The organism is Planococcus lenghuensis, assembly GCF_001999905.1.
GTDB classification, from domain to species: Bacteria; Bacillota; Bacilli; order Bacillales_A; family Planococcaceae; genus Indiicoccus; species Indiicoccus lenghuensis.
On record NZ_CP019640.1, the window covers coordinates 3,662,172 to 3,688,241 of the forward strand.

Sequence of the window (26,070 nt, forward strand, 5' to 3'; positions counted from 1 at the left end):
CCGGCAATTCAGTTGCTCATTTTCAGTTTGTTCAGCTCAGTTTATAAACCGGTTCTCTTTTAGCCAATCCGAGTGTCTCGGCCGTTTCGGCGTGGACTTCCCGGAAAAGTTCCGGATTGTCATTCAGTGACACACCGTAGGAAGGAATCATTTCCTTGATTTTCGGTTCCCATGCTTCCAAATGCTGCGGGAAGCATTTCTTGAAGATCTCGAGCATTGCATGGACAGCTGTCGAAGCGCCTGGAGAAGCACCAAGCAGTGCAGCGATGGAGCCGTCTTCAGCTGTGACAATCTCCGTGCCGAACTGAAGCGTCCCTTTTCCTCCGGCTTCCGTATCTTTGATCACCTGCACCCGCTGCCCCGCTGTCACCGTCCGCCAGTCTTCGCTTTTTGCATCGGGAACAAACGCACGTAATTCATCCATCCGTTTTTCATCCGACAGCAGCACTTGCTGGATCAGATATTTCGTCAACGGTATTTCTTTTGCGCCTGCAGACAGCATCGTCAGCAGGTTTGCCGGTTTGACAGAACCGATCAAATCCAAGTAAGAACCTGTTTTCAGGAACTTCGGCGAGAAGCCGGCATACGGACCGAACAGCAATGTCTTTTTATGATCGATAAATCGCGTATCAAGATGCGGCACAGACATCGGCGGCGCGCCGACCTGGGCTTTGCCGTAAACTTTCGCATGATGCCGTTCCACGACTTCCGGGTTATCACAGACAAGGAACAGCCCGCTCACCGGGAATCCGCCGATTTTCTTCGACTCCGGGATACCGGTTTTCTGCAATAGCGGCAAACTTCCGCCTCCGCCGCCGATAAATACGAATTTTGCTGTATGGTACTCGATTTTATTGTTCGCGATGTCATGGACTTTCACTTCCCACGAGCCATCAGCCGTGCGTTTGATATCCTGGACACTATGCTCATAATGGACGGCGATGTTTTCACCGGCTAAGTGATTGAACAGCATACGGGTCAGTTCACCGAAATTGACGTCCGTTCCGGAGTCGATTTTCGTTGCCGCAATCGGTTCATCCGCTGAACGCCCTTCCATAATCAGCGGAATCCATTCTTTCAATTTGGCGGGATCCTCGGAAAACTCCATTCCTTGGAACAACGGACTGGCTGAAAGCGCTTCAAAACGCTTTTTCAGGAACGTCACATTTTCCTCTCCGCGCACCATGCTCATATGCGGCAGCGACATGATAAAATCCTCTGGATTGCTGATCCGCTTGTTATTGACGAGGAACGACCAGAACTGTCGCGACAGCTGGAACTGCTCATTCACTTTGATCGCTTTTGTGATATCGATGGAGCCATCCGGCTTTTCCGGTGTGTAGTTCAACTCACACAATGCAGCATGGCCTGTACCCGCGTTATTCCATTCATTCGAGCTTTCTGCTCCCGGGCCTGAGAGTTTTTCAAATACATTGATTTCCCACTCCGGCGCTAATTCTTTCAGCAAGGATCCCAGAGTCGCACTCATGACTCCGGCACCAATCATAATAACGTCTGTTTTTTTCGGCATGTCACTCATTATACCCTTCCTTATCCCCTATAGTGGCAAAAAAGAATAGCATTCCAGACAACGCCGCCATAAGCAGGCCCGCATCCGGAAGGCTCACCTTTTCCGTCTTTCGTATAACCATATCATAAGCTGTGTCCATTCTTCACTGATTGCATTCTGTTCATGGTACTCACTGGCTGGGCAAGCATCGAAAGGTTCAGACCAATGCCCCTTCTCTGCTGTAAAAACTCAATCTTATTATTAAATAATTATAGACTTTCCCGCGAACATTCACAAGACCCCGCCATATCCGGAAGGAAAAACATCCAGTGCGGGTGGAATAATCCACAGCACTGGCGTTCATTTACGGAGCAGCCTGTCAATTTCATCTCCCACTGCTGATAAAAAAACATCTCCTGCAGCCGGCAATGCCCGCGCGGGAGATGCTTTCCTTTTTCCTCCTGATGCCGCTTTAACTTATTTCGTTTTCAGCAACTCATACTGGCGTATAATTTCTTCAGTGATTTCACTGTCTTCAGGCAATCCGCTCACGCTGTTCAGGACGCTTGTCAATCCGTCGCGCTGAACCATCTCCTGCAGCTGTACAGCTTCTTCATCTTCCGGATTGTCGAATAATAAAGCGGCGGCGATGGCTTTTGCCATATTCATATAAGACAGCCCCGCTTTTTGCGCCTGTGTCGCGGGACGGATGAGCCGGTCTTCAGGTCCCAGTTTCCGGATCGGCGCCCGTCCCACCCGTGTGACGCCATCATTCAAGTATGGATTTTTGAAGCGTTCGATATTCTTGTTGATATATTCAAGATGTTCCGCTTCATCCAGACCGTATTCCTTTACCAGGTAAGCGCCTGTCTCTTTCAGCGTTTCTCTGACCTGCTGCTCGATGTCCGGGTCGGCCAGTGTCTGGTCGATGGTCTCTTTTCCTTCCAGGTAGCCGAGATAAGCAATGACAGCATGACCTGTATTTACTGTAAATAGTTTCCGTTCAATGAAAGGCGCCAGCTCGGCTACAAGCTTCATCCCTTCCACATGCGGAATCTCTTCTGTTGTTTCGACGACCCATTCATAATAAGGCTCGACAAGCACATCGAGTGACTCCTGGTCTTGGATCGGAACGATGCGGTCCACAGCAGAATTAAAGAAGTAGACCTTTTCTTCCAGCCCCGCTTTTACTTCGTCATCGAGGTGTTCCATAACATGCGCTTTCAGAATATCGGTCGCACCGATCTGATTTTCACACGCAATAATATACAATTTATCGTCGGTCGCATTTACACGCGCGGTGATCCCCCGGGCAATCAAAGGAGCGATTCGCGGTAAAATAGTCGGACCGATTGCAGTCGTCACATAGGCGGCGCTTTGGATTGCGCCAATAACCGCATCTTCCTGATGCATGTTATTTAATCCGGATACATTTTCAATCGTCATCGTTTCTTCTTCCGGCTGGGCGAGCCTGACTTCATACGTGCCCAGATCATTCAGCTTGCCGATGACCTGTTCTGCAATATCAACGAACGTGACGTGATAGCCTGACTGGGCGAAGAGTGCGCCGATAAAGCCCCGGCCGATATTTCCGGCACCAAAGTGAACAGTTTGTTTCATTATCATCATTCCTTTATCAGATTATGTTGAAGATAGTCCAAAAACAGATCTTCGAGTTTCTTTCGGATCATGTTCTCATTGGAAGAAGAAAAAATCATCATCGCTACGTCACTCTCGATCAGGCTCGAGCTGATGAGACTGAGGATCTCTTGCTCTCTGACACTCATGCTCACCGGAGCCAGCATCAGCAGCAGATTATTCATGTGTACGGTCTCGCCATCCATCCCTTTGATCGGGCACGGTTTATCGAGATGCGCCACTTGGAAGATCAGTTCCCGGATACTTTCGTCCCGGCAGTGGAAAAGACCGATATTCGTATCCGGAATTCCGAGACCGCCTTTCTTTTCGCGCTCTTCCAGTTCACGCTGCACGCTTTCCGGATTGGTGATCAGTCCGTCCCGCGTGCTTTGTTCGACCATTTCCTGCAGCACGAGCCGATGATCTGCGACTTGCTGTTTTCTGTAGACTTTTAAATTAGTCAGAATCGATTCCATACTGGAATGGACATCCTTTATCTCCTGCAGGAGTGTCTGCACGTTCGGCTGGTTCGGCTGGGCAGGCTCTTCAAACTGATTTCCGGCGTTCAAATACCGTTTTCTGCTGATGATCTTCTCCAAATGATCCTGCAGATAATTTTCGATATCCCGGATGTCCCTGTCACTCAACAATGGACTCACCATAATATAATCCACGTCTGTAACCGGAAGGCGAATAGTGGAAATCACAATGTCATAATCATGGAAGTTGCCGGATTGAAAATCATTGATCGACGAAATGGCGACAGAATCGATTTCAACCAATTCCTTTTGGATCCGGCTTGCCAGCATTTTCGATGTGCCGATGCCTGTCGGACAAACAACAATAGCGTTGAGCTTGATCCGCTCTTCATTCATCAGCAGCGCTGATCCGAAATGCAGGACGATGAACGCGATCTCATCCGCCGGGAAATCGATATCCGGAAACTCGGTTTCCAGGCTTTTCTTGACCGCCATGAACAGCATCGGATATTTTCTTTTAATCTCTTCCGTCAGCGGATTAAACAGTTCCAATTTTTGTTTCAGCCGGAAAATGGACGGTCCCATATGCGCCAGCAGTCCCTGGTACAGAGAGAAATCGTCAGCGAGATTCACATGCAGGCTGGATGAAACGTCGAGAATCATATTCTTGATCAATTTGCCCAGCAATACATTATCGTAATAAACCAAATCAGCCGCTTGAACTTTTGATCCCCGCAGGATGATTGATAGAAAATGAATATCGCTGCCCGTCAGCGCGATGGAGAGAGCTGATTCCAGCTCATCGGCTACTCCGTTTATCAATTCATATTCACTTGTGTATTCATTTGCCGTTTCATCTTCCTGCTGCAGCAAAAACCCCTGCTCTGTCCGCTGGATCGTCAGGCAGGTATGGATAACCAGCCCGATATAATCGCTGTCCGCCAGTCTTCCCTGCTCTTTGTTGATCTTTTCATTCACCAGTCCATCGACCAGCGTCAGATACCGGGGAGAAAAATAACCGAGTACGTTTCCTTCCATCGGTTTCCCCAGTTGAAGCTGGTACAGGTTTTCAATGATTTCTTCATAAAAGTGAATGAGAAAATAGTTTGCAAGTGCGTGCCGCTTATTGGCTTCTTCTCCACCCACTTCCACGCCGACACCTCTTTTGCGGGTCAACGTAATGGAGAATTTACCGATCCATTCGGCCAGATCATTCAAATAAGCCGACAGCGTAGCTGTGCTGACACCGAGCTGGTTTGCCAGCACCTGCTTTTTGAAGGACGGACCGTCATGCAGCAGGGTGATGAGCAGATTCAGCTTCCGTTCTTCCGGCGTTTCATCGGTGGGCCGGACACTCGTCAAATTTTGGATGAGCCGGTAAATCTGTTCGTTTTTCCCGTCAATGAAGAGGCCGTCGTTCGCCGTCCGCTTCAGCACCAGATCAAATTGCATCAACAGCTTCTCCACGGATTTCAAATCCCGCTGGATTGTCCGGACACTCACATTCAAATACGTCGACAGCGAATGGACTGTATGTTTGCCGGATGTCCGTACAATCAATTCAATAATGGATTTTTCCCTAAATGTGATAAATATGCCTCTCCCTCATTTCGCTTTGAATTTTCCTTCCCTGTAAGATCTTAATCGCGGATTCCGAAAATCAGAATAGCACAAAAAGGCAGGAAATCCCGCCTTTCTGCGCTGATGCTATTAGCTTCTGTTGATGATCTCTTTCACTTCTTTTGCTGTTTTGGCTTGGACCAGTTCATCCACGTTCTCCTGCTCGGCACAAATTACTGCAATGCCGGACAGGATTTCCAGATGGGTACCGTCCTTGCCGGCAATCCCGAAGATCAGTTTTGCGGACTCTCCATCAAAGTCTACCCCGTTCGGAACCTGGACAACCGTAAAACCGGATTTGATGACCGCTTTTTTCGCCGCTTCGGTTCCGTGTGGAATCGCTACGTTATTGCCCATATAGGTAGTGGTGATTTCTTCCCGTTTGAGCATTTCCTCCACGTAGGATTCTTCCACGTAACCGCCCCGGACAAGCGCTTCACCGGCAAACCGGATCGCTTCTTCTTTTGTGGCGAATTCCTGGTTGATGAAGATGTTTTCTTCCAGCAAGAGGCTGTCCTCTTCCTCTTCTGCCATATGTGGTGTGGTGCCCACTGCGTCTGTCTCAGACTCTTCAACGAGTTCCACTTGCGGTTCTGCAACACCGCTATCGCTTTTCAGATTTTCGATCAATCTATCATATTCCGGGCTCGACAGGAAATTATCCACGGAAATGTGATACGCATCCGGTGCTTTGTTTTCAGCCCGCGGCGTCAGTTTCTCTTGGGTGATAATGATTTGTGCGTCAGAAGGGATGTTGCTGATGGCGGTATTGGTAACTGTGATATCCATATCCGCTTCTTTCACCTTTTTCTTCAGGAGCGACGCACCCATGGCACTGGAACCCATACCGGCATCACAGGCGAATACAATCTTGTGTACGTTGCTTGGCATTACCCCGCTGCCCGATGCAGTTCCTGCTGCTCCGGCAGTGGGCGCAACGCCACCAGCCGTAAGGCCAGCAACCGAACTTTTCTTGCCTTTCATCTGTTCCATTTTCGCTGTTGCCGCACTGATATCTTCGTCTGTTTCTTTGCTCGCTTTCAATACGGTTGCTGAAATCAGGAACGACACCGTTGCTGCAACCAGTACCGCCGCGTAATTGGCAAGGAGGACCAGGAATTCCGGTGTGACTGCAGTGATTGCAATTATGCTGCCCGGAGATGCAGGTGCAACCAATCCGCCATTAAGCAATACGAGGGTAAAGACACCGCTCATACCGCCTGCGATGACAGATAAGAGCAGCATCGGCTTCATCAGCACGTATGGGAAGTAGATTTCGTGAATCCCGCCGATGAAATGGATGATCGCCGCCCCTGGTGCCGACTGTTTCGCCACGCCTTTTCCGAACAGCATGAATGCGAGCAGGACACCAAGACCCGGTCCTGGATTGGCTTCCAGCAGGAATAAGACCGATTTTCCCGTCTCCTGAACTTGCTCCAGTCCGATCGGTGTCAGGATTCCGTGGTTGATGGCATTGTTCAGGAACAGGATTTTTCCGGGTTCAATCAGGATGCTCGTCAATGGCAGCAATCCCGTATCGACCAGCCAGTCAACTCCCAAAGTCAGTAACTCTGTGACAGCTGCCACAATCGGGCCGATGATCCAGTAAGCAAAAAGGGCGAGGGCCGCCCCCAGGATACCGGCAGAGAAGTTATTGACGAGCATCTCAAAGCCCGTCCGGATTTTCCCTTCAATCAGCTGGTCAAACTTCTTGATGACAAATCCGCCAGTCGGTCCCATCAGCATAGCTCCTAAAAACATCGGGGTATCCGGAGCTCCGACGATTACGCCCATCGTCGCAATTGCACCAACGACACCACCGCGCTGATCATAGATGAGTCTGCCTCCTGTATACCCGATAAGCAGCGGCAGCAAGTACGTGATCATCGGACCGACCAGTTCGGCCAGACGTTCATTCGGGAAGAACCCGGTTGGTATGAATAATGCAGTGATCAATCCCCAGGCGATGAACGCGCCGATGTTCGGCAGTACCATTGAGCTTAAGAAATTGCCGAATTTCTGCACTGCAACTTTTGCGTTTCCGCGACCGTTTGGACGATCCGCTGTGCGAGTCATATGATCCTTCCTTTCGTAAAGGCAATTTTTTTGCTGTTGTCTCCACTTCATCATAGAGTAGAGATGAAGGCGTTTTCAATGTTTAAGAAAGTCAACTTTGTCGTGCTCTTGATGACAAAGCTGGTGTTTCTGTTTCCTCTTATTCCCTAAGTCATATGACAATAATTTCTCACAGGAACAGGACTAGAAAGCAGAAGCATTTACATACATTCCTGCTGCAATTCAATATAGTATGAAAACAAAATTTAAAAAACCTCCACCCGATCCGGGCAGAGGTTCAATCACTAAAAAATTATATTTTCGCAAATTCGCCTGCGACTTTCTTTTCTGTTTTCTTTTTTTCTTCCGTATCTTCCATTTTCGTCATCGTCAGTCCTGTAACACCATAGAACAGTGAAACGAGCGGTGTAATCATCGCCAGGAAGCAGAATGGAAGATAGACGCTAACCGGTACACCGAGCGTAGCTGCTGTGAAAATGCCGGCTCCCGTCCATGGGATGAGTGCGCCGCCCTGTGTGCCTGTGTCTTCAAGCACTCTTGACAGGTTCTCCGGCCTCAAATTCAATCGCTCATAAACCGGTCGCATGATCGTTCCGCCCATGACGATTGAGAAGTAGATAGAACCACCGATCGCCAATGCCACATAGCTTATAATAATCGTAACAAAGGTGAGGACACCTGTGCTTTCAATTTTATGGATAAACGGTGCAACGAGTGCTTCCAATACGCCTGCTTGCGCCATCATGCCGCCCAAGCCAAGAGCAAATAAGAACAAAGCGACAAGTGCGAACATGCTGCTTAATCCGCCCCGCACCAATAAGCTGTCGACAATTTCAATTCCGGATTCCACTGAATAGCCGCCATAGAAGAAATCAACAGTTTGAGTGAACGAGAACCCCTGATAGAAAATGGCAACCAGGCCGCCGACTGCCGTTCCGATAAAAATTGACGGAAGCGCCGGTTTTTTCAGCATGAGCAGTCCGACCAGCACAATGATTGGAATCATCGGGACAAGCCCGAGGCTGAAATTGTCTGCGAGGAACGCTGTCAGCTGTGTAACACTTTGTTCGTTCACAGTAGCGGCCGTATATTTCAGCCCCATGAATGTGAAGATGATCGCTGAAATGATAAAAGCCGGTACAGTTGTCCAAAGCATATGTCTAATGTGTGTGAATAAATCGGTTTCCACAACGGTCGGTGTTAAATTCGTTGTGTCTGACAACGGTGACATCTTGTCTCCGAAATAGGCGCCGCTTATAATCGCCCCTGCGGTAAGCCCGACCGGCACGCCCAGCGTGGCACCAACACCCATCAGCGCAATCCCTGCTGTCCCGATGGTTCCCCATGAAGTGCCTGTCGCCAGTGATACCAATGAACAAAAAACCAAAGCTGTCACCAGAAAGAATTGAGGCGAAATCGTTTCAATTCCATAGTAAATCAGTGTAGGTACGGTTCCGGATGCAATCCATGCACCGATTAAAATACCGACGGTCAGTAAAATCAGCGCGGGCTGTAACGCCTTGCTCATCGATGTGGTCATCGATTGCTCTACTTGTTTGTAGGTGAATCCCAGTCCCATCATGAATGGAACCAGCACAAGTACGCCGATAAACATCAGAATTTGAATCGGTGCATCAAATGCGAGAATTCCAATGGCGATGATTGCAGCCACTGTTCCCAGCATAGCCAATGCATACAAAAATGATGGTTTCTTAATATTATTTTCTTCAATATCCGTTTCCAACAAACCACTCCTTAGTTTTTTTATCTGGGATTGGTCTGCAATTCATCTTACGGGGAGAAACCCTGAATATGTTGTAAAATGAAGGATTGGGGGATCCAGGCAGAATCCCATAACCGTTGTCACAATGGTAATTACATGAGACCTTCAGGGCGAAAGGAATCATCGGAAATTCTTATGTAAGATACCTTGTCATCGACCACTGTATAAACGGTATATGCACATTTTACCAAAGAACTGAATGCTTTGCAAACCACCCTCCTACAGCCGCAAGGACCAAGCATATCATGTCATTTCCCAACCCGGATATCTTATTCAAATTAATGTATTAATATGCTTTCCGGCACAACGGAGTGTTAGCGTTTTTTAAATTTGGACAGCGTTTTATCAGCATCTATACTTCCCGGGAATTTATCATATTTTTTGTTTTTGGGCATTAAAAAGGGGCTGTCCAAAAAGCCCTTAGGCGTATCTTGCTCAGATGTTCTTCCATAATGGAACGGCTTCTGCTGCACAAACACCCGCTTGCTCCTGCGCAAGCGAGTCGCAGATAAAATCGTTTGCCGCGGACGAACGGCCAAGCCTCCTCTGCCGGCTCCGCCGGCATGCGGAGTCTTGATCCGTCCGTTTTTCCGCAGGCAAGCTGAGGGCTCTTGAAGAGCCCTCAGCTTTGCGACGAAGCTAGCGAAGCGATGCAGGAGCAGTCTGGGTTTTCGCATTTCTGCTGGCTTCTGCCGTTCCAAGCTAGTTAAAGGAGACAACCATGTAGAATGCATAAAGGCGGGAAGACCGGCGGCGACTCCTGCGGGACTAGCACGAGCTGAAGACCCTGGACCGAGCATAGCGAGGGAAGCGGCTAAAGCCGTGCCCGCGGAAAGCGTCCGCCGGGCCGAACCCCAGCTACTTCTTTACGAATAGAAAAAAGGGCTGCCCCGGAGGTCGTTTTTCATGACCTTTTCGGACAGCCCCTAATAGGTTGAGCTGTAGTTATTGGTTCCGTTCCAGCTCCTGGTACTCTTTCATATACGGGCCTTCCTCAGCCACTGCCGAGTGATAGAGCGCTTTGATCGCCAAGTTCTTTTCCAGGCCCATGTCTTTTTTGATGCGCTTCAGTTCATCATGCAATTCCCGGTGCTCGTTGATCAGCTTCGTCATTGCCGTTTTATTGTATTTCATGCTGTCACCTCCTAGTTCATTATCTTGATGAACACTACTTTTAAATAATTGAATTCCGGATAGTTATGCGGAACCTTGAAATCCTCCGGCAACTGGTGCTCTTCCAAAATTTTATAACGGGTATTCGTTTCAGTGAATGCTTTATCGATAAAGGATTTGAATTTTTTCATGTTGAAGCTGGCATTATTGGTCGATGCAATAATCATCCCGCGGTCACTGGTGATTTTCAGCGTATCCTTAAGCAATTTCGGATAGTCTTTTGCAGTGCTGAACGTCTTTTTCTTCGTGCGCGCGAAGCTCGGCGGATCGAGTACGACGACATCGAATTTCAGCCCGTGACGCGCGGCATAGCTGAAGTAATCGAAGACATCCATCACCTTGATATCCTGGGCTTCAAAATCAATGCCGTTTACAGCGAACTGCTCAATCGTTTTCGGCCGGCTGCGTTTTGCGAGGTCCACGCTTGTCGTCTCCGTCGCACCGCCAAGGACGGCAGCAATTGAAAATGCACCTGTATAGGAAAATGTATTTAGCACTGTTTTTCCGTCTGCGTACTTGTCCCGCAACGCTTTCCGGACTTCCCGCTGATCGAGGAAAATTCCGGTCATGGCACCATCGTTTAAATCGACGGCAAAACTCATTCCGTTCTCTTGGACAATCAGCGGGAACTCCCCCCGCTCCCCGGACACATAATCATCCTGTTCCACATACTGGCCGTTGGTATCGAAGCGCAGTTTCTCGTATATTCCGCGCGGTGCCGCTACTTCTTTTAACGCTTCGTACACTTCTTTACGGAATGAATAAATGCCTTCACTGTACCAGTTCACAACATAAAAATCGGCATAGAAATCGATGATCAGCCCGCCGATGCCATCGCCTTCACCATTAAACATACGGAATGCTGTCGTATCCTCAGCTGCGTAAAGATGATGTCGTTCAGCTATTGCTTTCCTGATCTTTCCGGCGAAGAACCGGCTGTCGATTTCCTCTTTTTCACTGCGGGTCAGCACCCAACCGATTCCTTTGTTCTGCAGGCCATAATAACCTGTTGCGACATAATTACCTGTTGAATCGGTCAGACGCAGTAAGTTCCCCTCTTTTGGCAGCACCCCCGGTTTCTCCAGTGCATCTTTTAAAACCAACGGATAGCCATTTTTAATCGCTTTAGCCGAAGCCGGTTTTAATTGAAGTTCTGCTGACTGTCTCATTACGTCACCCTTACTGTCATATTAGTCTCTTCATTATGGCATTTTTACCGCCAAAATGAAAAAAAGCCGACGATTCATCCACAGATAAATCGCCAGCTCTTCATTTTGCATTGAATGTCAGAATGTTTTCCTGCTTTTATGTCGCGGCTGAAGAAGCTGCTGCCTGATCCGCCTTTACACAATCAATCGCGACAGTGAGGGCAATGAGTACAGTCTCCCATTCCTCATTTACAACTTGAACCCTGTAACTGTCTCCCCACGAAAACCATTCCTTGCTCACATTGCCGACCGCCTGTCCATGCTGAAGCACTTCAAAATCCATATCCCACCAATTGCCCTGCACTTCCATGCCAGCCGTATCAATCACATAGCGGGCCTTGAAAAAAGAAAATTCCTTCTTGATCGTCAGCACTTCCTGCCCGTTCACTTCCACAAAGAATTTCGGCAGAAAACTGAACGTCTTTTTCGTAATGACCGCCACTTCATCTCTTTCAGTGTTCAGGATAGCGAATGTCTTTGGAATTCGCAGAAAGCTCCCTTCCACATAATAGGCATCCTTTCCCTGCTGGTCCTTTACTGTGAACTTGCCGCTTAAACTAAGGACTTTTTGCTTGATGTAGAGCTGTCTCATGAATGTGCTCCTTTCTGCAACGTCTCTATTGTTTTAAAACAACCATGTTAGTCAAAGAGGAAAGTCAGGCTGTCCGTATGTATGCTTTTTCAGTACCGGATACTAAGCAGCAGCATCATTCATTATTCATGAAGTTCTGCTTCGCCAAGTAATTCAGCACCGTCTGTGAAAACCGGGTATGGGTTTCCTTCGTATATTTAGCGATCGTATAGATTTGCGCAAGATTTTTCAATTCCAGCTCTTCAGTCATCTCTTTCAGTTTCGGAACAGCCATATAGCGCTCCCAGCCCTTTTCATTTCGCTCTTTATAGATTTCGGTTATTTCTTCATCTGTGTAATCCTGGTACTGGTCGTAATGAACAAGGCCATGCCGTGGAAGCCGGTCCCGCGGTGCAGGATTTTCTGCTGGATACCCAAGTGAATATCCCACAATCGGCACAACGTTTTCCGGCAGGTTCAGGATTTCACCGATCTGATCACAATTGGCGAGCGTCGAACCCATGTAACAGACGCCGAGGCCGGCATTTTCCGCTGCCAGCGCGCAATTCTGCGCAGCCAATGTCGCGTCAATGGCTCCGATCATCAGGCTCATAAAATTGTCGAAATGCACAGGCGCGTCATTGAGGGCAAGCCATTTCCGCATCCGGTTAAAATCTGCGCAGAATGTTACCAGTACCGGTGCATCCACTACCATGGACTGCTCCATGTGCGGTTCATACAATTTTTTCTTAAGTTCTTTATCTCTCGTTACAATTATCGAGTAGGTTTGCATGTTCCCGCTTGAAGAAGCCCGAATTCCCGCTTCCAATATTTCATCCAGCAGGTCCTGGCTGACTTCCCTGTCTTCGTATTCCCGTATGGATCGGTGTCCATGGATTACATCGGTCAATTCCAAATTCATCACTCCTTGTTAAAACTATAGCATTATAAGTGTTCTGAAATTAAAGTTTTTTAGAATACTGTAAGAATTCATGATCACCCTTTTCCATGACAAGTCAGAACGGAATTCCAATGTCAGAAACTGCATTAAAGGATTATCCAATACCTTCTCCTATTCCAGCAGCTCTTCCGGAAGCAGTTTGAAGCCTTCAATCATCGTATCTTCTTCCACTTCGATCAGCAGACAGCGCTTGCCGTTGTAATTGACCTCTTTGACATACCGCAAATCCTGCGGGCTGATTTTAATATCAGCTACTTTCGTGCTGATCTTGATCGACTTGGACGCATAGCTTGGGATGACATGACTCGCCTTCATTTCATAACTCGTATCTTCGACCACTTGCTGAAAAGCCATTTCCACTTTTTCCGCGCTTACATCTTTTACACCGCTCGCCTTCAGCACGCGTGCGACTTCTTTCGTATCCAAAACTGGTGCGCTCTGTTCTTCGTCCTCTGCTTCCGCCATTAAGGCGCTGTTGATTTCATCGTATATACCGGCGAGTGTTTTCGAATTTACTTCCTCGCCAATGACGGTTTTGACGATTTCTTCAAACACTGCTTTATCTTCCTCAGCTGTCATGATTTCATTGCCGTTCAGCACATTCTCGATAAACTGGAAGTCCGGTTTATTCACTTTGCTTGCCGAATAAAGGATGTGATTGACGTCTGCGGCATTGTCCGTGAAGCACGGGAACAGAAACCCGCCGATCGGAGAAGCCAGCTTAATGATGGGATCTGTCAGCAGATTCGACTTGAACTCCCGCCCGGCAAAGTCAAATACCAATGAGTTCTTTGGCAGTTCGGTCTGGTTCATGCTGCTGAGGATGAAAGGCGTAGTATACATTTCATCCCGCATGTCGACTTCCGTTTCATCCGGCGCGCGTTTCGTCGTTTTAAAGTAATTTCCGCGGATGAACGTAATGACCATGTCTTTCTCATACTGTCTGTCCTGAATCACCTTCAAAGCGATTCCTTGCATCTCCGCTTTCCATTCATCGGCATCATCCGCATGGAGCCCATCATATAACAGCCGCTGCGTGTGGTCCGTCTGCCCTTCTTCCTGCGGCTGAAACCTCACTTCAAACAGCTTCTCATCCAGCTTCCCGCCCAATACCTTTTTAAAATTGGCAAGGAACAGTTCTTGCTGCTCCCGGTCCAATAAGGAAAATGAGCGGCTCTCCTCATGGAAGATCTCGTCGCTCTCCTGCTTGATATAAACATTATAAATATCGGTGATTGTCAGTAAATCCGTATCCAATTTAAATCGTTTGCGAATATCCGCTATGTCCTTCTTATTCATCTCAAATTCCAACTCCCTGGCCAATTAAGTTCATGCTGTGTACAAAAAAAGAGCATCCAAGGCGGTTTTCAGCCTCCGATACTCTTTCATTATAACAAGATTCGTGATCAAAACAGGCCCGTGATACGAAACTTATACTTTATCAAATTCATCCGGATCAGCGAACATGCGCTGGTCTTTATTCAAGGTATTGATTTTGTCCATATCCTCTTGAGAAAGCTCGAAATCGAATACATCGGCATTTTCAGCAATGCGGTGAGGCTTCGTTGATTTTGGAATCGTCACTACCCCCGTTTGGATATCCCAGCGGATGATAATTTGGGCGGGTGATTTATCGTATTTTTTGGCGATTTCGACTAACGCCGGTTCATCGAGCAGCCCGCCTTGCATCAGTGGTGACCATGCTTCAAGCTGGATGCTGTGCTTTTTACAGAAATCATGCAATTCCCGCTGATTGAATCGCGGATGGTATTCCACTTGATTGACCATTGGCACGACTTCACTATTCGCAATTACTTCTTCAAGGTGATGCACTTTAAAGTTACTTACCCCAATCGCACGGACCCGGCCATCCTTATAAAGCTGCTCCAATGCTTTCCAGGTCTCGACGAACTTGCCTTGTGAAGGAAGCGGCCAGTGGATCAAATAAAGATCCAGATAATCCAACCCCAGTTTCTCCATACTTTTATCAAAAGCTGCAAGGGTCGCTTCGTAGCCTTGATTGGAATTCCAGACTTTTGTCGTGATAAATAATTCTTCTCTCGGTACAGCGGACTCAGCAATCGCTTGGCCGACTCCTTCTTCATTGCCATAAATGGCGGCCGTATCAATGCTTCTGTAGCCCGCTTCAAGAGCCGCTTTAACTGAATTGACTACTTCCGCTCCATCTTCCACCTTAAAGACGCCTAAGCCCAGCCAAGGCATCTTTACACCGTTATGTAAGGTGGTTGTACTTTGGATGTTATTCGACATGTGTGTCACTCCTTCTGTAAAATATCCTGTTATATGTGCTAATTTCATAAATCATCTGTTTCAAAAAGTGCAGACTGCTTTCCTATCCGCTATTCCTCTAAAAAATCAATTTGTAAATGCATCAAAAAGTTGGACGGACGGGAACCCGTTCGCTTTCCGCAGACTGACCGGCAAGCCTCACCGCCCGTTCCGTGCGGCGGGATCTTGCCTGCCAGTTATTCCGCAGGAGTCTCACAAGTTCCCGTTCCTTCTAAAATGAAAAAGAACGGTTTCTATAGATAGATAGAATTACAGATTTACGTAGTTTCTCCACTTATGCACCGGTTCCCAGTTCAGAAGGTTCTTCGCCTTCTCATTGTTTAACAGCGGTTCGAATCCTGTCAGTTCTTTTTTGAAATCGGTTACACTCGGGAAGCATCTTTCCATTAACTCTTTGCTCTCGATATCCATGCTCGTTTCATCAGCGCCAATATTAAGAGCAACAGAACCAAGTCCATCCGTCTCGACGGCCAGCCGGTAAGCGGTCGCCGCATCGCGGGTATCGATATAACTCCATAAAATCGGTTTTCGCTGTTCAGGATCATGGATGAACCCAGGGAAATTCTCATACATTTCAGGTGAAATGACATTTCCCAGTCGGAATGATACGACTTGCATTCCCGTTCTGCGATAAATCGTATCAGCAGTTTTTTCGTTTACAATCTTGGATAAGCCATAGCTTTCTTCCGGCAATTGCGGATGCTCTTCATCTATCGGCACGTATTGCGGCTGTAAATCCTGCTTCGAAAAACAAATGCCATATGATGATTCACTTGATGAAATCACGGCTTTTTTGATTCCTAAACTTCCTGCAGCTTCTAAAATATTATATGTGGACATGACGTTATTCTGGAAAGTCACTTCGTTTGGATGGGAATAAGCAACCGGGATCGCCGCCAAATGGACGACTGCATCCGCACCAGCCAATGCCCCATATACTTCACCCAGATTCGTTAAATCCGTTATGACCGTTCTGCAAAGAGCTTCTTTTGGGTGCTTAATATCCGCGTTAACAACCTCATATCCCTGCTCCAGAAATTCTTTTATAACATCTCGGCCAAGCAAACCACTTCCGCCTGTTACAACTACCTTTGGCATTTTCATCCCTCCACTTTCTTAGACCATTAAGACACGGTGTACCCGGCTTCCTGAATTGCGAAAGTAAAAGTAAAATCGCATCTCACTTTGTTTACCCTTTGTCCAAACTAAATATACGCATAAGTTTCTTTATTTTCAAGTAACTCTTATTTTGGCCTGACCAGTTTAAAGATAGATCGGTTGCTGAATTCAAGCTTAAATAAAAAACAATTCCTATGGATTTTTTAGGAATCGCCTTTCTCAAAACTTTGTTTATTAGCAACAGGACCCAACGTATTATTTAGTCTCTGAAAAACCAAGCCGCTTAATAAATATGCCAATTTTTAGTGACATACATCACAGTTCGATTTTATTAAGGATGCTACCATTATTAATATGGTTAGATAATAATCTTCTGACCGTATCAGGTTTTTCCTCACTGTTTTTTTATACTATTACATTCTTCTTAATAAAGGGAGATTGCATAAAGGAGAGGTAGAAATGTCTGAAGGTAAATTGTCAGAATTAATTAGTCCTGAAGCTATCGTCAATTTCGAAACAGGTGCAATCAAAGCAAGCACTTTGGATTCGATTATCAACCTGTTACCATTCGAAATGGGTTTTTGCGATGCGGATGACATTTTCCGTTGGTATTCAAACAATCCAGACCGCGTCCATGGTCGCCGTAAAGAAGCGATTGGTTGTCATGTGCTTGAGCTTCACCCGAGAGTAGCTCACCACGTTGAAAAGCTGTTGAATGATTTCCGCTCGGGAGCACGCGACGACTGGGAGTTCTGGTTCCCAAAACGCTCTGGCGAAGAGGCCGGCCAAATTTACCAAAAATTCATGGCGGTCCGTGACGAAAACGGAAAATACCTTGGATGTATGGATGTAACCGTAAATATCGACCTTTTCCAAGGAAAAGAAGGGAAAAACACCCCTGAGACTATTGATGAATTTATAGCTGTTAATCCTAAATGAAAAACATCTTTTCAATTTGAAAAGCCGTAAAAAACGCACTGGATTCCCCAATCCAGTGCGTTTTCTTTATACAAGCTCTTCCAAGTCTTGGATTCTTTCGAGAATTGAAGTAATAAATTAAGCCGTAGGTTCTTTTACAAAACTATCCCTAATTGTGATATTCTCCAATAAAACCCATTGATACGTAAAAATTTAAAGCAGGGTTTGCCTCCCTCGCCCTTCATTCATTAATAACCATTTGTGCTATCCTTACAATCTGCAACTCCTCCTGAACATCGTTTATTGACGTAATCGTGTCCCTGGATTGTTGTGCTATTTCATCAGGCAGAGCCTGAATCTGTTCTTTAGAAGTTGTCAACTCCTTTTCCAAGTCTGCATGTACAATTGCCCCGTTTTTAGAATCCCCTTCATTGTCTTTCCAAAACTGAATTGCATTTAATGCAGTTTCTCCGGTTTCTTCTATTGAATCAAGAGAGGATTTGACTGTATTTACTGCTATTAAAATAGTTGAAGACAGTTCAAAAACTTCATGGGCTTCTATAGTCAAATCTCTTAAATCTTCAATTTGATAAACCAAGTTTGAGTTCAACTCTTGTTCAATTCGAAGCAGCTGTTCAATGCTTTTTTCCTTTTGATATTCTTCGTACAATGAATTCAATTTCTGATGAGAATCGCTCATCTCTTGCTGGATGACGGTTAAATTCTCCATACCGAGTAAGATGCCATCAATTTCAGCAATTCCATTCTGCGCAAAAGCTAATTCATCACTTATTTTACTTACGACTGGTACATTGACGAAGCTACTGACTTCTATAGTAGCGGTAATGACAGTATCAAATTCCCTTGTTGCATCTCTGATGGGGGCTATGTTTCCATCCAGCCACTTAATATTTTCACTGATTAAGTTTAAATCTTTATTATATTTTTCCAGGTCTTTAATTATTTTTGGTATCTCTGTTTCGATTACTTTTAACGAACTCTCCCTTGCTTCAATCATTTGGTTCTTCATAGCATTTACTTCTGTTGAATCACTGGTATCATTATCGGTAGCCATTCGACTGGCTGCATAGCCGATCAACCCTGAAACGAACATTGAAGAAATTATTGTAAGGGGAAACAAATACTTTCGAAACCTCTTTTTTGATTCAGGCTTTACCCTTTTCTTTTCCAGTTCCATTTGTCGCTCTCTCCCTGTTTCTTACTGATATCCTCTAGTGATAGACTCTCAATATGTAATGTGTATTTCTTACTTCCCCGAACTTTCAGTCCCTCTTCAACCTCCATGTCCAGAGCTAATTTTTCATTTCTTCGACCGCCTCCATTGCCAGTTCCGCCTATCAAACACCGATGCCGCTACTTGCCGCATATCAACCAATGAACGGTTCTTTTGTTATTTCTCGATGAAGGTTGAATATTCCTTCTAAATTTTACCTTCTCCTCTTGGCGCTTGGTATGAGAAATTTACTATTAGGAAATTGAGGAAACATAGCACGAAAGAAATTTATAAGAATAAGAGAACATAAAAAAGACAAGTCGTCACACAACCTGTCTCTTTCATCTTTTGGCTTCAAAGCTACCTTATTCTTTTTTTTACTCTGTTTCTTTTCCCCTCACTTATGATACGGTTCTCCGCAGCCAGACTAAATGAGGTTTATTTCATGCCTCTTTCTTCTACTCCAATTCCTCTTCCGCAATCAGCTTGAACCCTTCGATGATCGTGTCTTCTTCCACTTCAATCAGCAAACAGCGCTTGCCGTTGTAATTGACTTCTTTGACGTAACGTAAGTCTTGCGGGCTGATCTTGATATCCGCGACTTTCGGGCTGATTTTAATCGATTTCGAAGCGTAGCTTGGCACAATGTGGCTCGCTTTCATCTCATAATTGCGGTCTTCCACAACCTGCTGGAATGCCCGCTCCACTTTTTCCGTGCTCAAACCCTTCACGCCGCTCGCTTTCAGCACACGCTCCATTTCTTTCGCATCCAGTACCAGCGTCTCTTCGTCTTCGTCGTCGTACTCTTCATCCACCACCAGCATGGCGTTGATTTCGTCGTAGACGTTGGCCAGCGTTTTTGAATTCACTTCATCCCCGATGACCGCTTTGACGATTTCATCGCCGTTCAGCACGTTCTCGATAAACTGGAAATCCGGTTTATTCACCTTGCTCGTCGCGTAAAGAACGTGATGGATGTCCGCCACATTATCTGTAAAGCTCGGGAACAAGACTCCGCCGATTGGCGAAGTCAGTTTGATGACCGGATCCGTCACCAGATTCGACTTGAATTCCTTCTCGACGAAATCAAACACTAGTGAACTTTTCGGCAGTTCGGTCGTGTTCATGCTGCACAGGATAAACGGCGTCGTGAATACTTCATCGCGCATATCGATCTCCGTTTCATCCGCTTCGCGCTTCGTCGTCTTAAAATAAGTCCCGCGAATGAAAGTGACCACCATGTCCTTTTCATACTGTTTGTCCTGCACCATCTTCACAGCAAGCTGCTGCATATTCTCTAGCCACTCAGCCTTATCATCTGCCTCAAGCACTTCGTAGAGAAGATGCTGCGTGTGGTCCGTCTGCCATTCTTCCTGCGGCTGGAACTTCACTTCAAACAACTTCTGATCCAACTTTCCGCCCAATACCTTTTGAAGTTAGCAAGAAACAGTTCCTGCTGCTCCCGGTCCAACAAAGAAAAGGAACGGCTTTCTTCGTGAAAGATTTCACTGCTTTCCTTTTGGATATATACATTATAAATTTCAGCGATTTTCAATAAATCCGTATCCAGCTTAAATCGCTTGCGGATATCGGCTATGTCTTTCTTATTCATCTCTAATTCCAACTCCCTGGCTAGTAAAATCTGTGTTGCGCACAAAAAAAGAGCATCCAAAGGCTGGGTCAGCTTTTGGCGCTCTTGCATTATAACAACTATTGGGGGAAATGATGGTGGGTAGACAGCACTTAAATTAAAAGAATACGGCTGTTCCGTTTCGTCTCATGCAACCGCCGATGGAGCTGGTGAACCATTTCCGCGAGTTCCGGAACAGGGCCGTCGATTACCGGATCTTTTATTACATCGTCAATAGCCAGATTCCGGACAGGGGACGGCGGAACGCCAATATCGCTCAACCAGCCGCTTAATTGTTCCGATGAACTTGCGTAAACAATCCTGCCGAGGCCGACCCAGCCGTGAGCCGCCGCACACATCGGACAATATTCGCCAGACGTATAAACCGTCGCCTTGCTTCGTTCTTCAAGAGATATATTATTTGCCGCCCACCTGGCAATCGCAAATTCGGGATGTTGCGTATGGTCGCCTCCCGCCACGTGATTATGGTCTTCAAAAAGCACTTCACCATCAGCTGAAACCAGCACGGATCCGAATGGCTCGTCACCTTTCTCCAAAGCCGTTTCCGCCAATTCCACACAACGGTGCAAATGCTTTAAGTCGGTTTCGGTGATCATTTTAGGTTCTCCTTTGGGCTTGTCATCTTACATTTCACTTTTCAGATTAATACTTTTTTCTACTTGTAATCATTTTTTGGTCCCGCATCCATTACAACTTCTACCATATTTGATGACCCAAGCTTAAGTTTAGGCCGGTATTCTGAATTTGGCTTACTATAAAGCTCTATTGGACTTATAATAACGCCATCTTGTGTATTCTGAAGTATTCCCGGCACACACGTGTAAATTCTATCATTATTATTTGCATTTTTGGAAGATATGGTAACGGAAGTTCCGCTGTGATTATCTATACTCATGGATACCTTGTATCTGTAGAATGAGCCTGTTCCATTTGATTGAGCAGAATAAACCACAGGAACCACTGCAAGAATATCATTCGTTAGCCTTATTTTAATAACTTCTGTCTTCACTGATCCACTGTTTCTCGCAACATCCCCCATATGCTCTACCGCCCCGTTGCCAAACCGACTGAGAGGAGGGGTCCCCGTCGCCCCAAACATAGCTATATCTACCTGCTTACCATTCTTTGTGTAGACTAAAGCATATATATCATAATCTGTTCCAGTCTTCCAGGATACTGTAGCCGTGATTTCTGGTGTTTTATCAATTATTATAGGCTTTTGACCTTTACTGAGATTTATATTACCCTTTACTTTTTCAAGGTTTACGGATGACAGAGCATTTTGGCTGCTTTTATTTTCTGGTACTGGTGGGATTTTCTTAGGTTCTTTTGGTGCCTGTTCAGCAACAGCTTTAGGTGAAGAAGGTTTTTGTTCCTCGTCAGAATTAATCTCAACACCGTAATTTTTACATAGACCTTCAAGACCAGAATCAAATCCACGCCAGATTGATTTTGCCTTTGTTTGGCCATTCCTTAAATATAATTCTAAGACTACTATCCCATTTTCCTTCGTGAAGTCAGAGGGGGTTAACTGGATACTGATATCATCGGTACGTATCTCTGCCTTTAAATTTTTTACATTTGAAAAACCGGTATTATTATCTTCTGTAAGCGTAATAGCTATTTTAGTAATACCTTGAGGGACTTTACTTAAGTCAAAATCAATTTTATGTACTCTTGTATTCCCTACTTTCGCAGCTGGCATAAGAGTGGCAGCTCCAGAAGAACTCTTTGGTTGATTATAAAATATAATTCCACTATCTCCTTGTACCTTCTCTAAATCCGTTAAGAGGAAAGCTGTTAAGGAAATATCTATTGTATTTGAAATTTCGTAGCTCACAGTAACATTACCTTTTGGAGAATTTAAAACTGTGTTTGCCCCCATTTGAAGCAATTGATTCATTTAAATCACTCCTTCTTCATTTATACATAGATTGCCTAACTGTTTTAAAGAATTTTTATTCTTCTTGATAACGACTAACAATAATTTTTTCTTAATAGATTTCTGTTTATTAGACCATTCATCAACTCTGCTTTATTGTATCAAAAATTTACATTTCGATGAAATATATCTAATTGTATTTAATCAGAAAAATTTAACAAAAAGAGGCATTAATTTTCTTTAATGCCTCTTTCTACTTCATTATATTTTCTAAAACTAACCCGATTAACATAAATTTAAAATTCTCATCTATTTGTGATAAGGCTCCCCCTTCATAATCCTGAACGCCCGGTACACCTGCTCCACAAGAATCAGCCGCATGAGCTGATGCGGGAATGTCATCGGGCTGAAGGATAGTTTTTCATTAGAACGGCGAAGCACATCATCATGCAGACCAAGTGATCCACCAATCACAAAGTAGATTTTACTTTTACCGTAGGTCATGAGCTTTTCGATGTCTTCTGCCAGTTGCTCCGATGTCTTCATTTTTCCTTCGATGGCCAGCGCGATGACATGAGCGTCCGCCGGGATTTTTGCCAGGATTCGTTCCCCTTCTTTTTTCTTCACGATTTCCATGTCAGCCTCACTGAGTGTCTCCGGTGCTTTTTCATCCGCGATCTCCACCTCAGAAATTCTGGCATAGGCACCGAGCCGTTTGACATATTCGGCAATTCCTTGCTTTAGGTATTTTTCCTTTAACTTGCCAACTGATACAATGACGATATTCACAGGTTATCCACCTTTATCGGTTATTTATAAACAAGTTATCCACAGAAGTTACACACATATCCACAGAATTCCGCAAGATGTTGTGCTTAATTATCGGTCAGCCACAACATAAATCGCTGGCTGTTCACAATACGCGCAAACTGTGGATAACTTTTCTTCTTCAGACAATTCTGTAAGAATAGGATAACTTTCCGTTTGTGCGACCATGTCATCAAGTGCCCGTTCTATATGGGTTTTGCAGCTATTTATCTTCATTTTTCTCCATCCTTTCGATATCCGAATAATCCCCAGAGTTATACACAGTTTATTAAGATTTATCCACAGCCTATTGTAACAGACACAAATGCCCACTGAAAAGCCGCATCCTCTATGCCTTTAGTTATCAACAGTTTTGAAAAGTTATCCACAATTCCCGATTCTGCTTTTTCCGAACAATTGCAGCTTCATTTGCCTGCTCTTCTATTTTTCAACTATTATCCTATCCTTTCGAAATACGACCTTTTTCTTCTTAATCAGAAACAGTGATTTCCATAGCCAAAAAATAAAAAAACCTGGAATAGCTCTTGATCGGCCATTCCAGGAAAATGCATATCTTACTTCTATTCCAACCACTTATCCACAATACCCCCGACTGTTCTTCTTCTACATATCTGCACTATCTGTCAGCACAAGCTCAAATTCCATCAATTCACCATTCCGGTATGCAGAAACCATGAGCGTATCGCCGATTTGGGTCTCGTTATACAGATGCTGGCGAAGTTCAAGCATGTTATCCACAGCTTCTCCATCCATTTCAACGATGACATCGGACGGCTGAAGGCCGGCAGCTGCTGCAGGTGTGCCTTCAATCACCGATTCAATTACGACACCACTCTTCACATCGGCCGGCAGACCAAACTCTGATGCCCGGTATGATTGCGGCACTTCCATCAGATCAACCAGTGTTACACCCATCGCCGGCCGTTCAACTGTGCCTGTCGCTTCCAATGACTCGATGATGGGGATAACTGAATTAATCGGAATCGCAAATCCAATCCCTTCCACGGTTGAAGTCGCAACTTTCATCGAGTTGATGCCGACCAGCTTGCCGTCCAGATTGATCAGGGCGCCGCCGCTGTTTCCCGGATTGATCGCAGCGTCTGTCTGAAGGACTTCCGCCTGCCAATCGGTTACTTGGTCTGCATTCAAATCTACTGGTACCACCCGTTCCAAGCCTGAAATGACGCCGGTTGTAATCGAGCCAAAGAAGCTGAGGCCAAGCGGGCTGCCAATGGCGATAACCGGCTCTCCAAGATTAAGTGTGGATGAATCCCCTAATTCGGCTACCGTTCCGACCCGCTCTGCATCCATCGATAACACGGCGAGGTCTGTCCAGATATCACTGCCTAAAATTTCCGCTGCCACTTTCGAACCGTCCGTCAGCGTCACTTCCACTTCGGAAGCGCCATCGATAACATGATGATTCGTAATGACATAAGCCGTCCCATTTTCCACTTTATAAATAACACCGGAGCCTGTTCCGGCTGCCTGGGCCTCTTCAGAATCAGACCAGAAGTTCCCTGCGGTCTGCAGATTGGTCACGCCTACAACGGCTTCAGCTGCGACATCCACGGCCTCTGTTACGTCGGTCGTAATTGTTGTTGCTGTCTGTACAAGCGGCTCTGCTTCCCCGGTAACGGCGGTCGCAGCCGCTCCGCTGTCCTGACCCGGAATAAGGCCCGGAGCAGCAATGAACAGTCCCCAAACGAGACCGGCACCTGCCAGTACGCCGCCCATTCCAGCAAAGAATACACTTGCCCGGTTCGGCTTTTTTTGCCTGCGCCGCCCTGGCGGAAACGGATCATAATAATCCATTCTATCTCATCCTTCCGTTACTTTTCGTCATAATTTTATCACAAGCGCCGGCTTTTTTGATTGCATGAAGCCTGGCCTGTCTTCCTGTATTCCCACTCCCGCTTAAAATTATCCACATTTTTATACACAAAAAGCCCGGCATTAAGCCGGGCTTGAAGGTACAGATAAAAGTGACAGAATTAGTAGAATAAGTTGAGCCTTCTCTCACTCTAACGGGATTTCTCTCTTCACCAAGAAACGCACTTGAATCTTTTCATCATTGAAGAATGAAGTAATTCATCACTGATGACAGAAAGAAAAAACTGGAATTGACTGCTGGAAGAAAGAGTGGCAGGCGGCGACTCCAGCTACAGGCCGCTGCCTGAAAGCAAATTCATGTCCAAGAATTGGGGGTCACTGCACAGCTGCATGACCCCCTTCCTGTGGACCCGAAAGCGAGCGGATTGGCGCCATTGACCTGGTTCTAATCCTGCGCTGGTCCGGTCTTTTTCCTTCTACACATCGACTAATTCTGTCGGCAGATTGGCGTCTGTATCGAATAAGATGATCTGTTCACCAATCGCGATGTCCTTCGACTCGAGCGTCTGTTCGACACTCATCCGCGCAAGATCTTTCATGTTATTGTCACGGCTCAAGTGGGATAAATACATTCTGGCCGGTTTGTCTCCCAGCACTTCACTCATCGCCACCGCTGCATCTTCATTGGATACGTGGCCGACATCGCTTAAGATCCGCCGCTTCACCGACCAGGGATAACGCCCCATCTGCAGCATGCCGACATCGTGATTGCTCTCAAAGACAAATGCATCCGAGGCTTTAATAATGCCTTTCATTCTATCGCTCACGTAGCCGGTGTCCGTGATAAGGGCAAGCTTTCGTCCACTTTCATGAAAGACATAGAACATCGGATCTGCCGCATCATGCGAAACGGCGAATGATTCAATATCAAGCGATCCGAACGATTTCACTGTTTCCATATCAAAGTGAAAACGCTGATCGGTCGGTATGGCTCCGACGAGTCCATCCATCGCCGACCATGTTTTTTCATTGGCATAAATCGGTAATCCGTACTTGCGTGCAATGATGCCGAGCCCTTTGATATGGTCGGAATGTTCATGGGTCACCAGTACACCATCCAAATCCCGCATATTCTTTCCGATTGCCTGAAAGAGGGTTTCCATCTTACGGCCGCTCAGACCGGCATCCACCAGAAACGAGCGGCCGCCGCTTTCCACATAGATGGCATTTCCGCTCGACCCGCTTGCGAGTACACTAAAGCGCATATCTCTCTATC

Annotated in this window: 21 protein-coding genes and 1 pseudogene; 1 reads left to right on the forward strand and 21 read right to left on the reverse strand. The window is 46.0% G+C overall.

Features of this window, described 5'->3' with window-relative positions; all coding sequences use genetic code 11:
• Positions 1 to 31 precede the first annotated feature (31 nt).
• The 13 genes from B0X71_RS18395 to B0X71_RS18460 all read right to left on the reverse strand — a co-directional run bounded on the left by B0X71_RS18395 (position 32) and on the right by B0X71_RS18460 (position 16,427).
• Positions 32 to 1,540, reverse strand: coding sequence for a malate:quinone oxidoreductase (locus B0X71_RS18395; RefSeq protein ID WP_077590793.1), 1,509 nt, complete (start codon positions 1,538 to 1,540; stop codon positions 32 to 34).
• Between the two features lie 447 nt (positions 1,541 to 1,987).
• A complete protein-coding gene (locus B0X71_RS18400; RefSeq protein WP_077590794.1) occupies positions 1,988 to 3,130 on the reverse strand; it encodes a mannitol-1-phosphate 5-dehydrogenase in 1,143 nt (380 codons plus the stop codon).
• 5 nt (positions 3,131 to 3,135) lie between these two features.
• Complete coding sequence (locus B0X71_RS18405; RefSeq protein ID WP_077590795.1) at positions 3,136 to 5,223, reverse strand: BglG family transcription antiterminator; 2,088 nt, start codon at positions 5,221 to 5,223, stop codon at positions 3,136 to 3,138.
• Between the two features lie 114 nt (positions 5,224 to 5,337).
• Positions 5,338 to 7,323 (reverse strand): PTS mannitol transporter subunit IICBA, encoded by a 1,986-nt coding sequence (locus tag B0X71_RS18410; protein WP_077590796.1) that lies wholly within the window; start codon positions 7,321 to 7,323, stop codon positions 5,338 to 5,340.
• A 292-nt stretch (positions 7,324 to 7,615) separates the two neighbouring features.
• Positions 7,616 to 9,067: a Na+/H+ antiporter NhaC gene (gene nhaC, locus B0X71_RS18415; protein ID WP_232336742.1), complete on the reverse strand. Its 1,452-nt coding sequence runs from the start codon at positions 9,065 to 9,067 to the stop codon at positions 7,616 to 7,618.
• 353 nt (positions 9,068 to 9,420) lie between these two features.
• Positions 9,421 to 9,585: a hypothetical protein gene (locus tag B0X71_RS21100; protein WP_156889925.1), complete on the reverse strand. Its 165-nt coding sequence runs from the start codon at positions 9,583 to 9,585 to the stop codon at positions 9,421 to 9,423.
• A 466-nt stretch (positions 9,586 to 10,051) separates the two neighbouring features.
• A complete protein-coding gene (locus B0X71_RS18425; protein WP_077590798.1) occupies positions 10,052 to 10,240 on the reverse strand; it encodes a hypothetical protein in 189 nt (62 codons plus the stop codon).
• 11 nt (positions 10,241 to 10,251) lie between these two features.
• The gene (locus tag B0X71_RS18430; protein ID WP_077590799.1) at positions 10,252 to 11,448 is read right to left on the reverse strand and encodes a class I SAM-dependent rRNA methyltransferase; all 1,197 of its coding nucleotides are present in this window, start codon (positions 11,446 to 11,448) and stop codon (positions 10,252 to 10,254) included.
• Between the two features lie 136 nt (positions 11,449 to 11,584).
• The gene (locus tag B0X71_RS18435) at positions 11,585 to 12,079 is read right to left on the reverse strand and encodes an LURP-one-related/scramblase family protein (RefSeq protein ID WP_077590800.1); all 495 of its coding nucleotides are present in this window, start codon (positions 12,077 to 12,079) and stop codon (positions 11,585 to 11,587) included.
• 115 nt (positions 12,080 to 12,194) lie between these two features.
• Positions 12,195 to 12,974: a nitroreductase family protein gene (locus B0X71_RS18440; RefSeq protein ID WP_077590801.1), complete on the reverse strand. Its 780-nt coding sequence runs from the start codon at positions 12,972 to 12,974 to the stop codon at positions 12,195 to 12,197.
• Between the two features lie 156 nt (positions 12,975 to 13,130).
• Complete coding sequence (locus B0X71_RS18445; protein WP_077590802.1) at positions 13,131 to 14,318, reverse strand: DUF4317 domain-containing protein; 1,188 nt, start codon at positions 14,316 to 14,318, stop codon at positions 13,131 to 13,133.
• Positions 14,319 to 14,450: 132 nt separating this feature from the next.
• The gene (locus B0X71_RS18450) at positions 14,451 to 15,290 is read right to left on the reverse strand and encodes an aldo/keto reductase (RefSeq protein WP_077590803.1); all 840 of its coding nucleotides are present in this window, start codon (positions 15,288 to 15,290) and stop codon (positions 14,451 to 14,453) included.
• Between the two features lie 288 nt (positions 15,291 to 15,578).
• Complete coding sequence (locus tag B0X71_RS18460; protein ID WP_077590805.1) at positions 15,579 to 16,427, reverse strand: NAD-dependent epimerase/dehydratase family protein; 849 nt, start codon at positions 16,425 to 16,427, stop codon at positions 15,579 to 15,581.
• Positions 16,428 to 16,907: 480 nt separating this feature from the next.
• On the opposite strand from B0X71_RS18460, the gene B0X71_RS18465 reads away from it, so the two are divergent.
• The gene (locus tag B0X71_RS18465) at positions 16,908 to 17,387 is read left to right on the forward strand and encodes a PAS domain-containing protein (RefSeq protein ID WP_077590806.1); all 480 of its coding nucleotides are present in this window, start codon (positions 16,908 to 16,910) and stop codon (positions 17,385 to 17,387) included.
• Positions 17,388 to 17,607: 220 nt separating this feature from the next.
• Here the strand turns inward: B0X71_RS18465 and B0X71_RS18470 are convergent, their stop codons facing one another.
• From B0X71_RS18470 to B0X71_RS18505, 8 genes and pseudogenes are all read right to left on the reverse strand, one after another.
• A complete protein-coding gene (locus B0X71_RS18470; RefSeq protein ID WP_077590807.1) occupies positions 17,608 to 18,564 on the reverse strand; it encodes a hypothetical protein in 957 nt (318 codons plus the stop codon).
• 494 nt (positions 18,565 to 19,058) lie between these two features.
• A pseudogene (locus B0X71_RS18475) lies at positions 19,059 to 20,212 on the reverse strand (DUF4317 family protein).
• Positions 20,213 to 20,343: 131 nt separating this feature from the next.
• Positions 20,344 to 20,847, reverse strand: coding sequence for a nucleoside deaminase (locus B0X71_RS18480; protein WP_077590808.1), 504 nt, complete (start codon positions 20,845 to 20,847; stop codon positions 20,344 to 20,346).
• Positions 20,848 to 20,906: 59 nt separating this feature from the next.
• Positions 20,907 to 22,154 carry a TerD family protein gene (locus tag B0X71_RS18485; protein WP_077590809.1) on the reverse strand — a complete coding sequence of 416 codons (1,248 nt, stop codon included), beginning with the start codon at positions 22,152 to 22,154 and terminating at the stop codon, positions 20,907 to 20,909.
• Positions 22,155 to 22,442: 288 nt separating this feature from the next.
• Positions 22,443 to 22,922, reverse strand: a complete 480-nt coding sequence (gene rlmH / locus B0X71_RS18490) for a 23S rRNA (pseudouridine(1915)-N(3))-methyltransferase RlmH (protein WP_077590810.1) — start codon at positions 22,920 to 22,922, stop codon at positions 22,443 to 22,445.
• Positions 22,923 to 23,012: 90 nt separating this feature from the next.
• Positions 23,013 to 23,177, reverse strand: a complete 165-nt coding sequence (locus tag B0X71_RS18495) for a CxxH/CxxC protein (protein WP_077590811.1) — start codon at positions 23,175 to 23,177, stop codon at positions 23,013 to 23,015.
• A gap of 387 nt (positions 23,178 to 23,564) precedes the next feature.
• Positions 23,565 to 24,776: a S1C family serine protease gene (locus B0X71_RS18500; RefSeq protein ID WP_077590812.1), complete on the reverse strand. Its 1,212-nt coding sequence runs from the start codon at positions 24,774 to 24,776 to the stop codon at positions 23,565 to 23,567.
• Between the two features lie 494 nt (positions 24,777 to 25,270).
• Entirely contained in the window at positions 25,271 to 26,059 is a 789-nt protein-coding gene (locus tag B0X71_RS18505) for an MBL fold metallo-hydrolase (RefSeq protein ID WP_077590813.1), read from the reverse strand.
• Positions 26,060 to 26,070 lie beyond the last annotated feature (11 nt).

Coding starts and splice junctions, on each gene's coding strand:
- B0X71_RS18395 (WP_077590793.1), bottom strand. CDS start 1,540: ATGAGTGACATGCCGAAAAAAACAGACGTTATTATGATTGGTGCCGGA.
- B0X71_RS18400 (WP_077590794.1), bottom strand. CDS start 3,130: ATGAAACAAACTGTTCACTTTGGTGCCGGAAATATCGGCCGGGGCTTT.
- B0X71_RS18410 (WP_077590796.1), bottom strand. CDS start 7,323: ATGACTCGCACAGCGGATCGTCCAAACGGTCGCGGAAACGCAAAAGTT.
- B0X71_RS18425 (WP_077590798.1), bottom strand. CDS start 10,240: ATGAAATACAATAAAACGGCAATGACGAAGCTGATCAACGAGCACCGG.
- B0X71_RS18430 (WP_077590799.1), bottom strand. CDS start 11,448: ATGAGACAGTCAGCAGAACTTCAATTAAAACCGGCTTCGGCTAAAGCG.
- B0X71_RS18435 (WP_077590800.1), bottom strand. CDS start 12,079: ATGAGACAGCTCTACATCAAGCAAAAAGTCCTTAGTTTAAGCGGCAAG.
- B0X71_RS18445 (WP_077590802.1), bottom strand. CDS start 14,318: ATGAATAAGAAGGACATAGCGGATATTCGCAAACGATTTAAATTGGAT.
- B0X71_RS18450 (WP_077590803.1), bottom strand. CDS start 15,290: ATGTCGAATAACATCCAAAGTACAACCACCTTACATAACGGTGTAAAG.
- B0X71_RS18460 (WP_077590805.1), bottom strand. CDS start 16,427: ATGCCAAAGGTAGTTGTAACAGGCGGAAGTGGTTTGCTTGGCCGAGAT.
- B0X71_RS18465 (WP_077590806.1), top strand. CDS start 16,908: ATGTCTGAAGGTAAATTGTCAGAATTAATTAGTCCTGAAGCTATCGTC.
- B0X71_RS18470 (WP_077590807.1), bottom strand. CDS start 18,564: ATGGAACTGGAAAAGAAAAGGGTAAAGCCTGAATCAAAAAAGAGGTTT.
- B0X71_RS18480 (WP_077590808.1), bottom strand. CDS start 20,847: ATGATCACCGAAACCGACTTAAAGCATTTGCACCGTTGTGTGGAATTG.
- B0X71_RS18485 (WP_077590809.1), bottom strand. CDS start 22,154: ATGAATCAATTGCTTCAAATGGGGGCAAACACAGTTTTAAATTCTCCA.
- B0X71_RS18495 (WP_077590811.1), bottom strand. CDS start 23,177: ATGAAGATAAATAGCTGCAAAACCCATATAGAACGGGCACTTGATGAC.
- B0X71_RS18500 (WP_077590812.1), bottom strand. CDS start 24,776: ATGGATTATTATGATCCGTTTCCGCCAGGGCGGCGCAGGCAAAAAAAG.
- B0X71_RS18505 (WP_077590813.1), bottom strand. CDS start 26,059: ATGCGCTTTAGTGTACTCGCAAGCGGGTCGAGCGGAAATGCCATCTAT.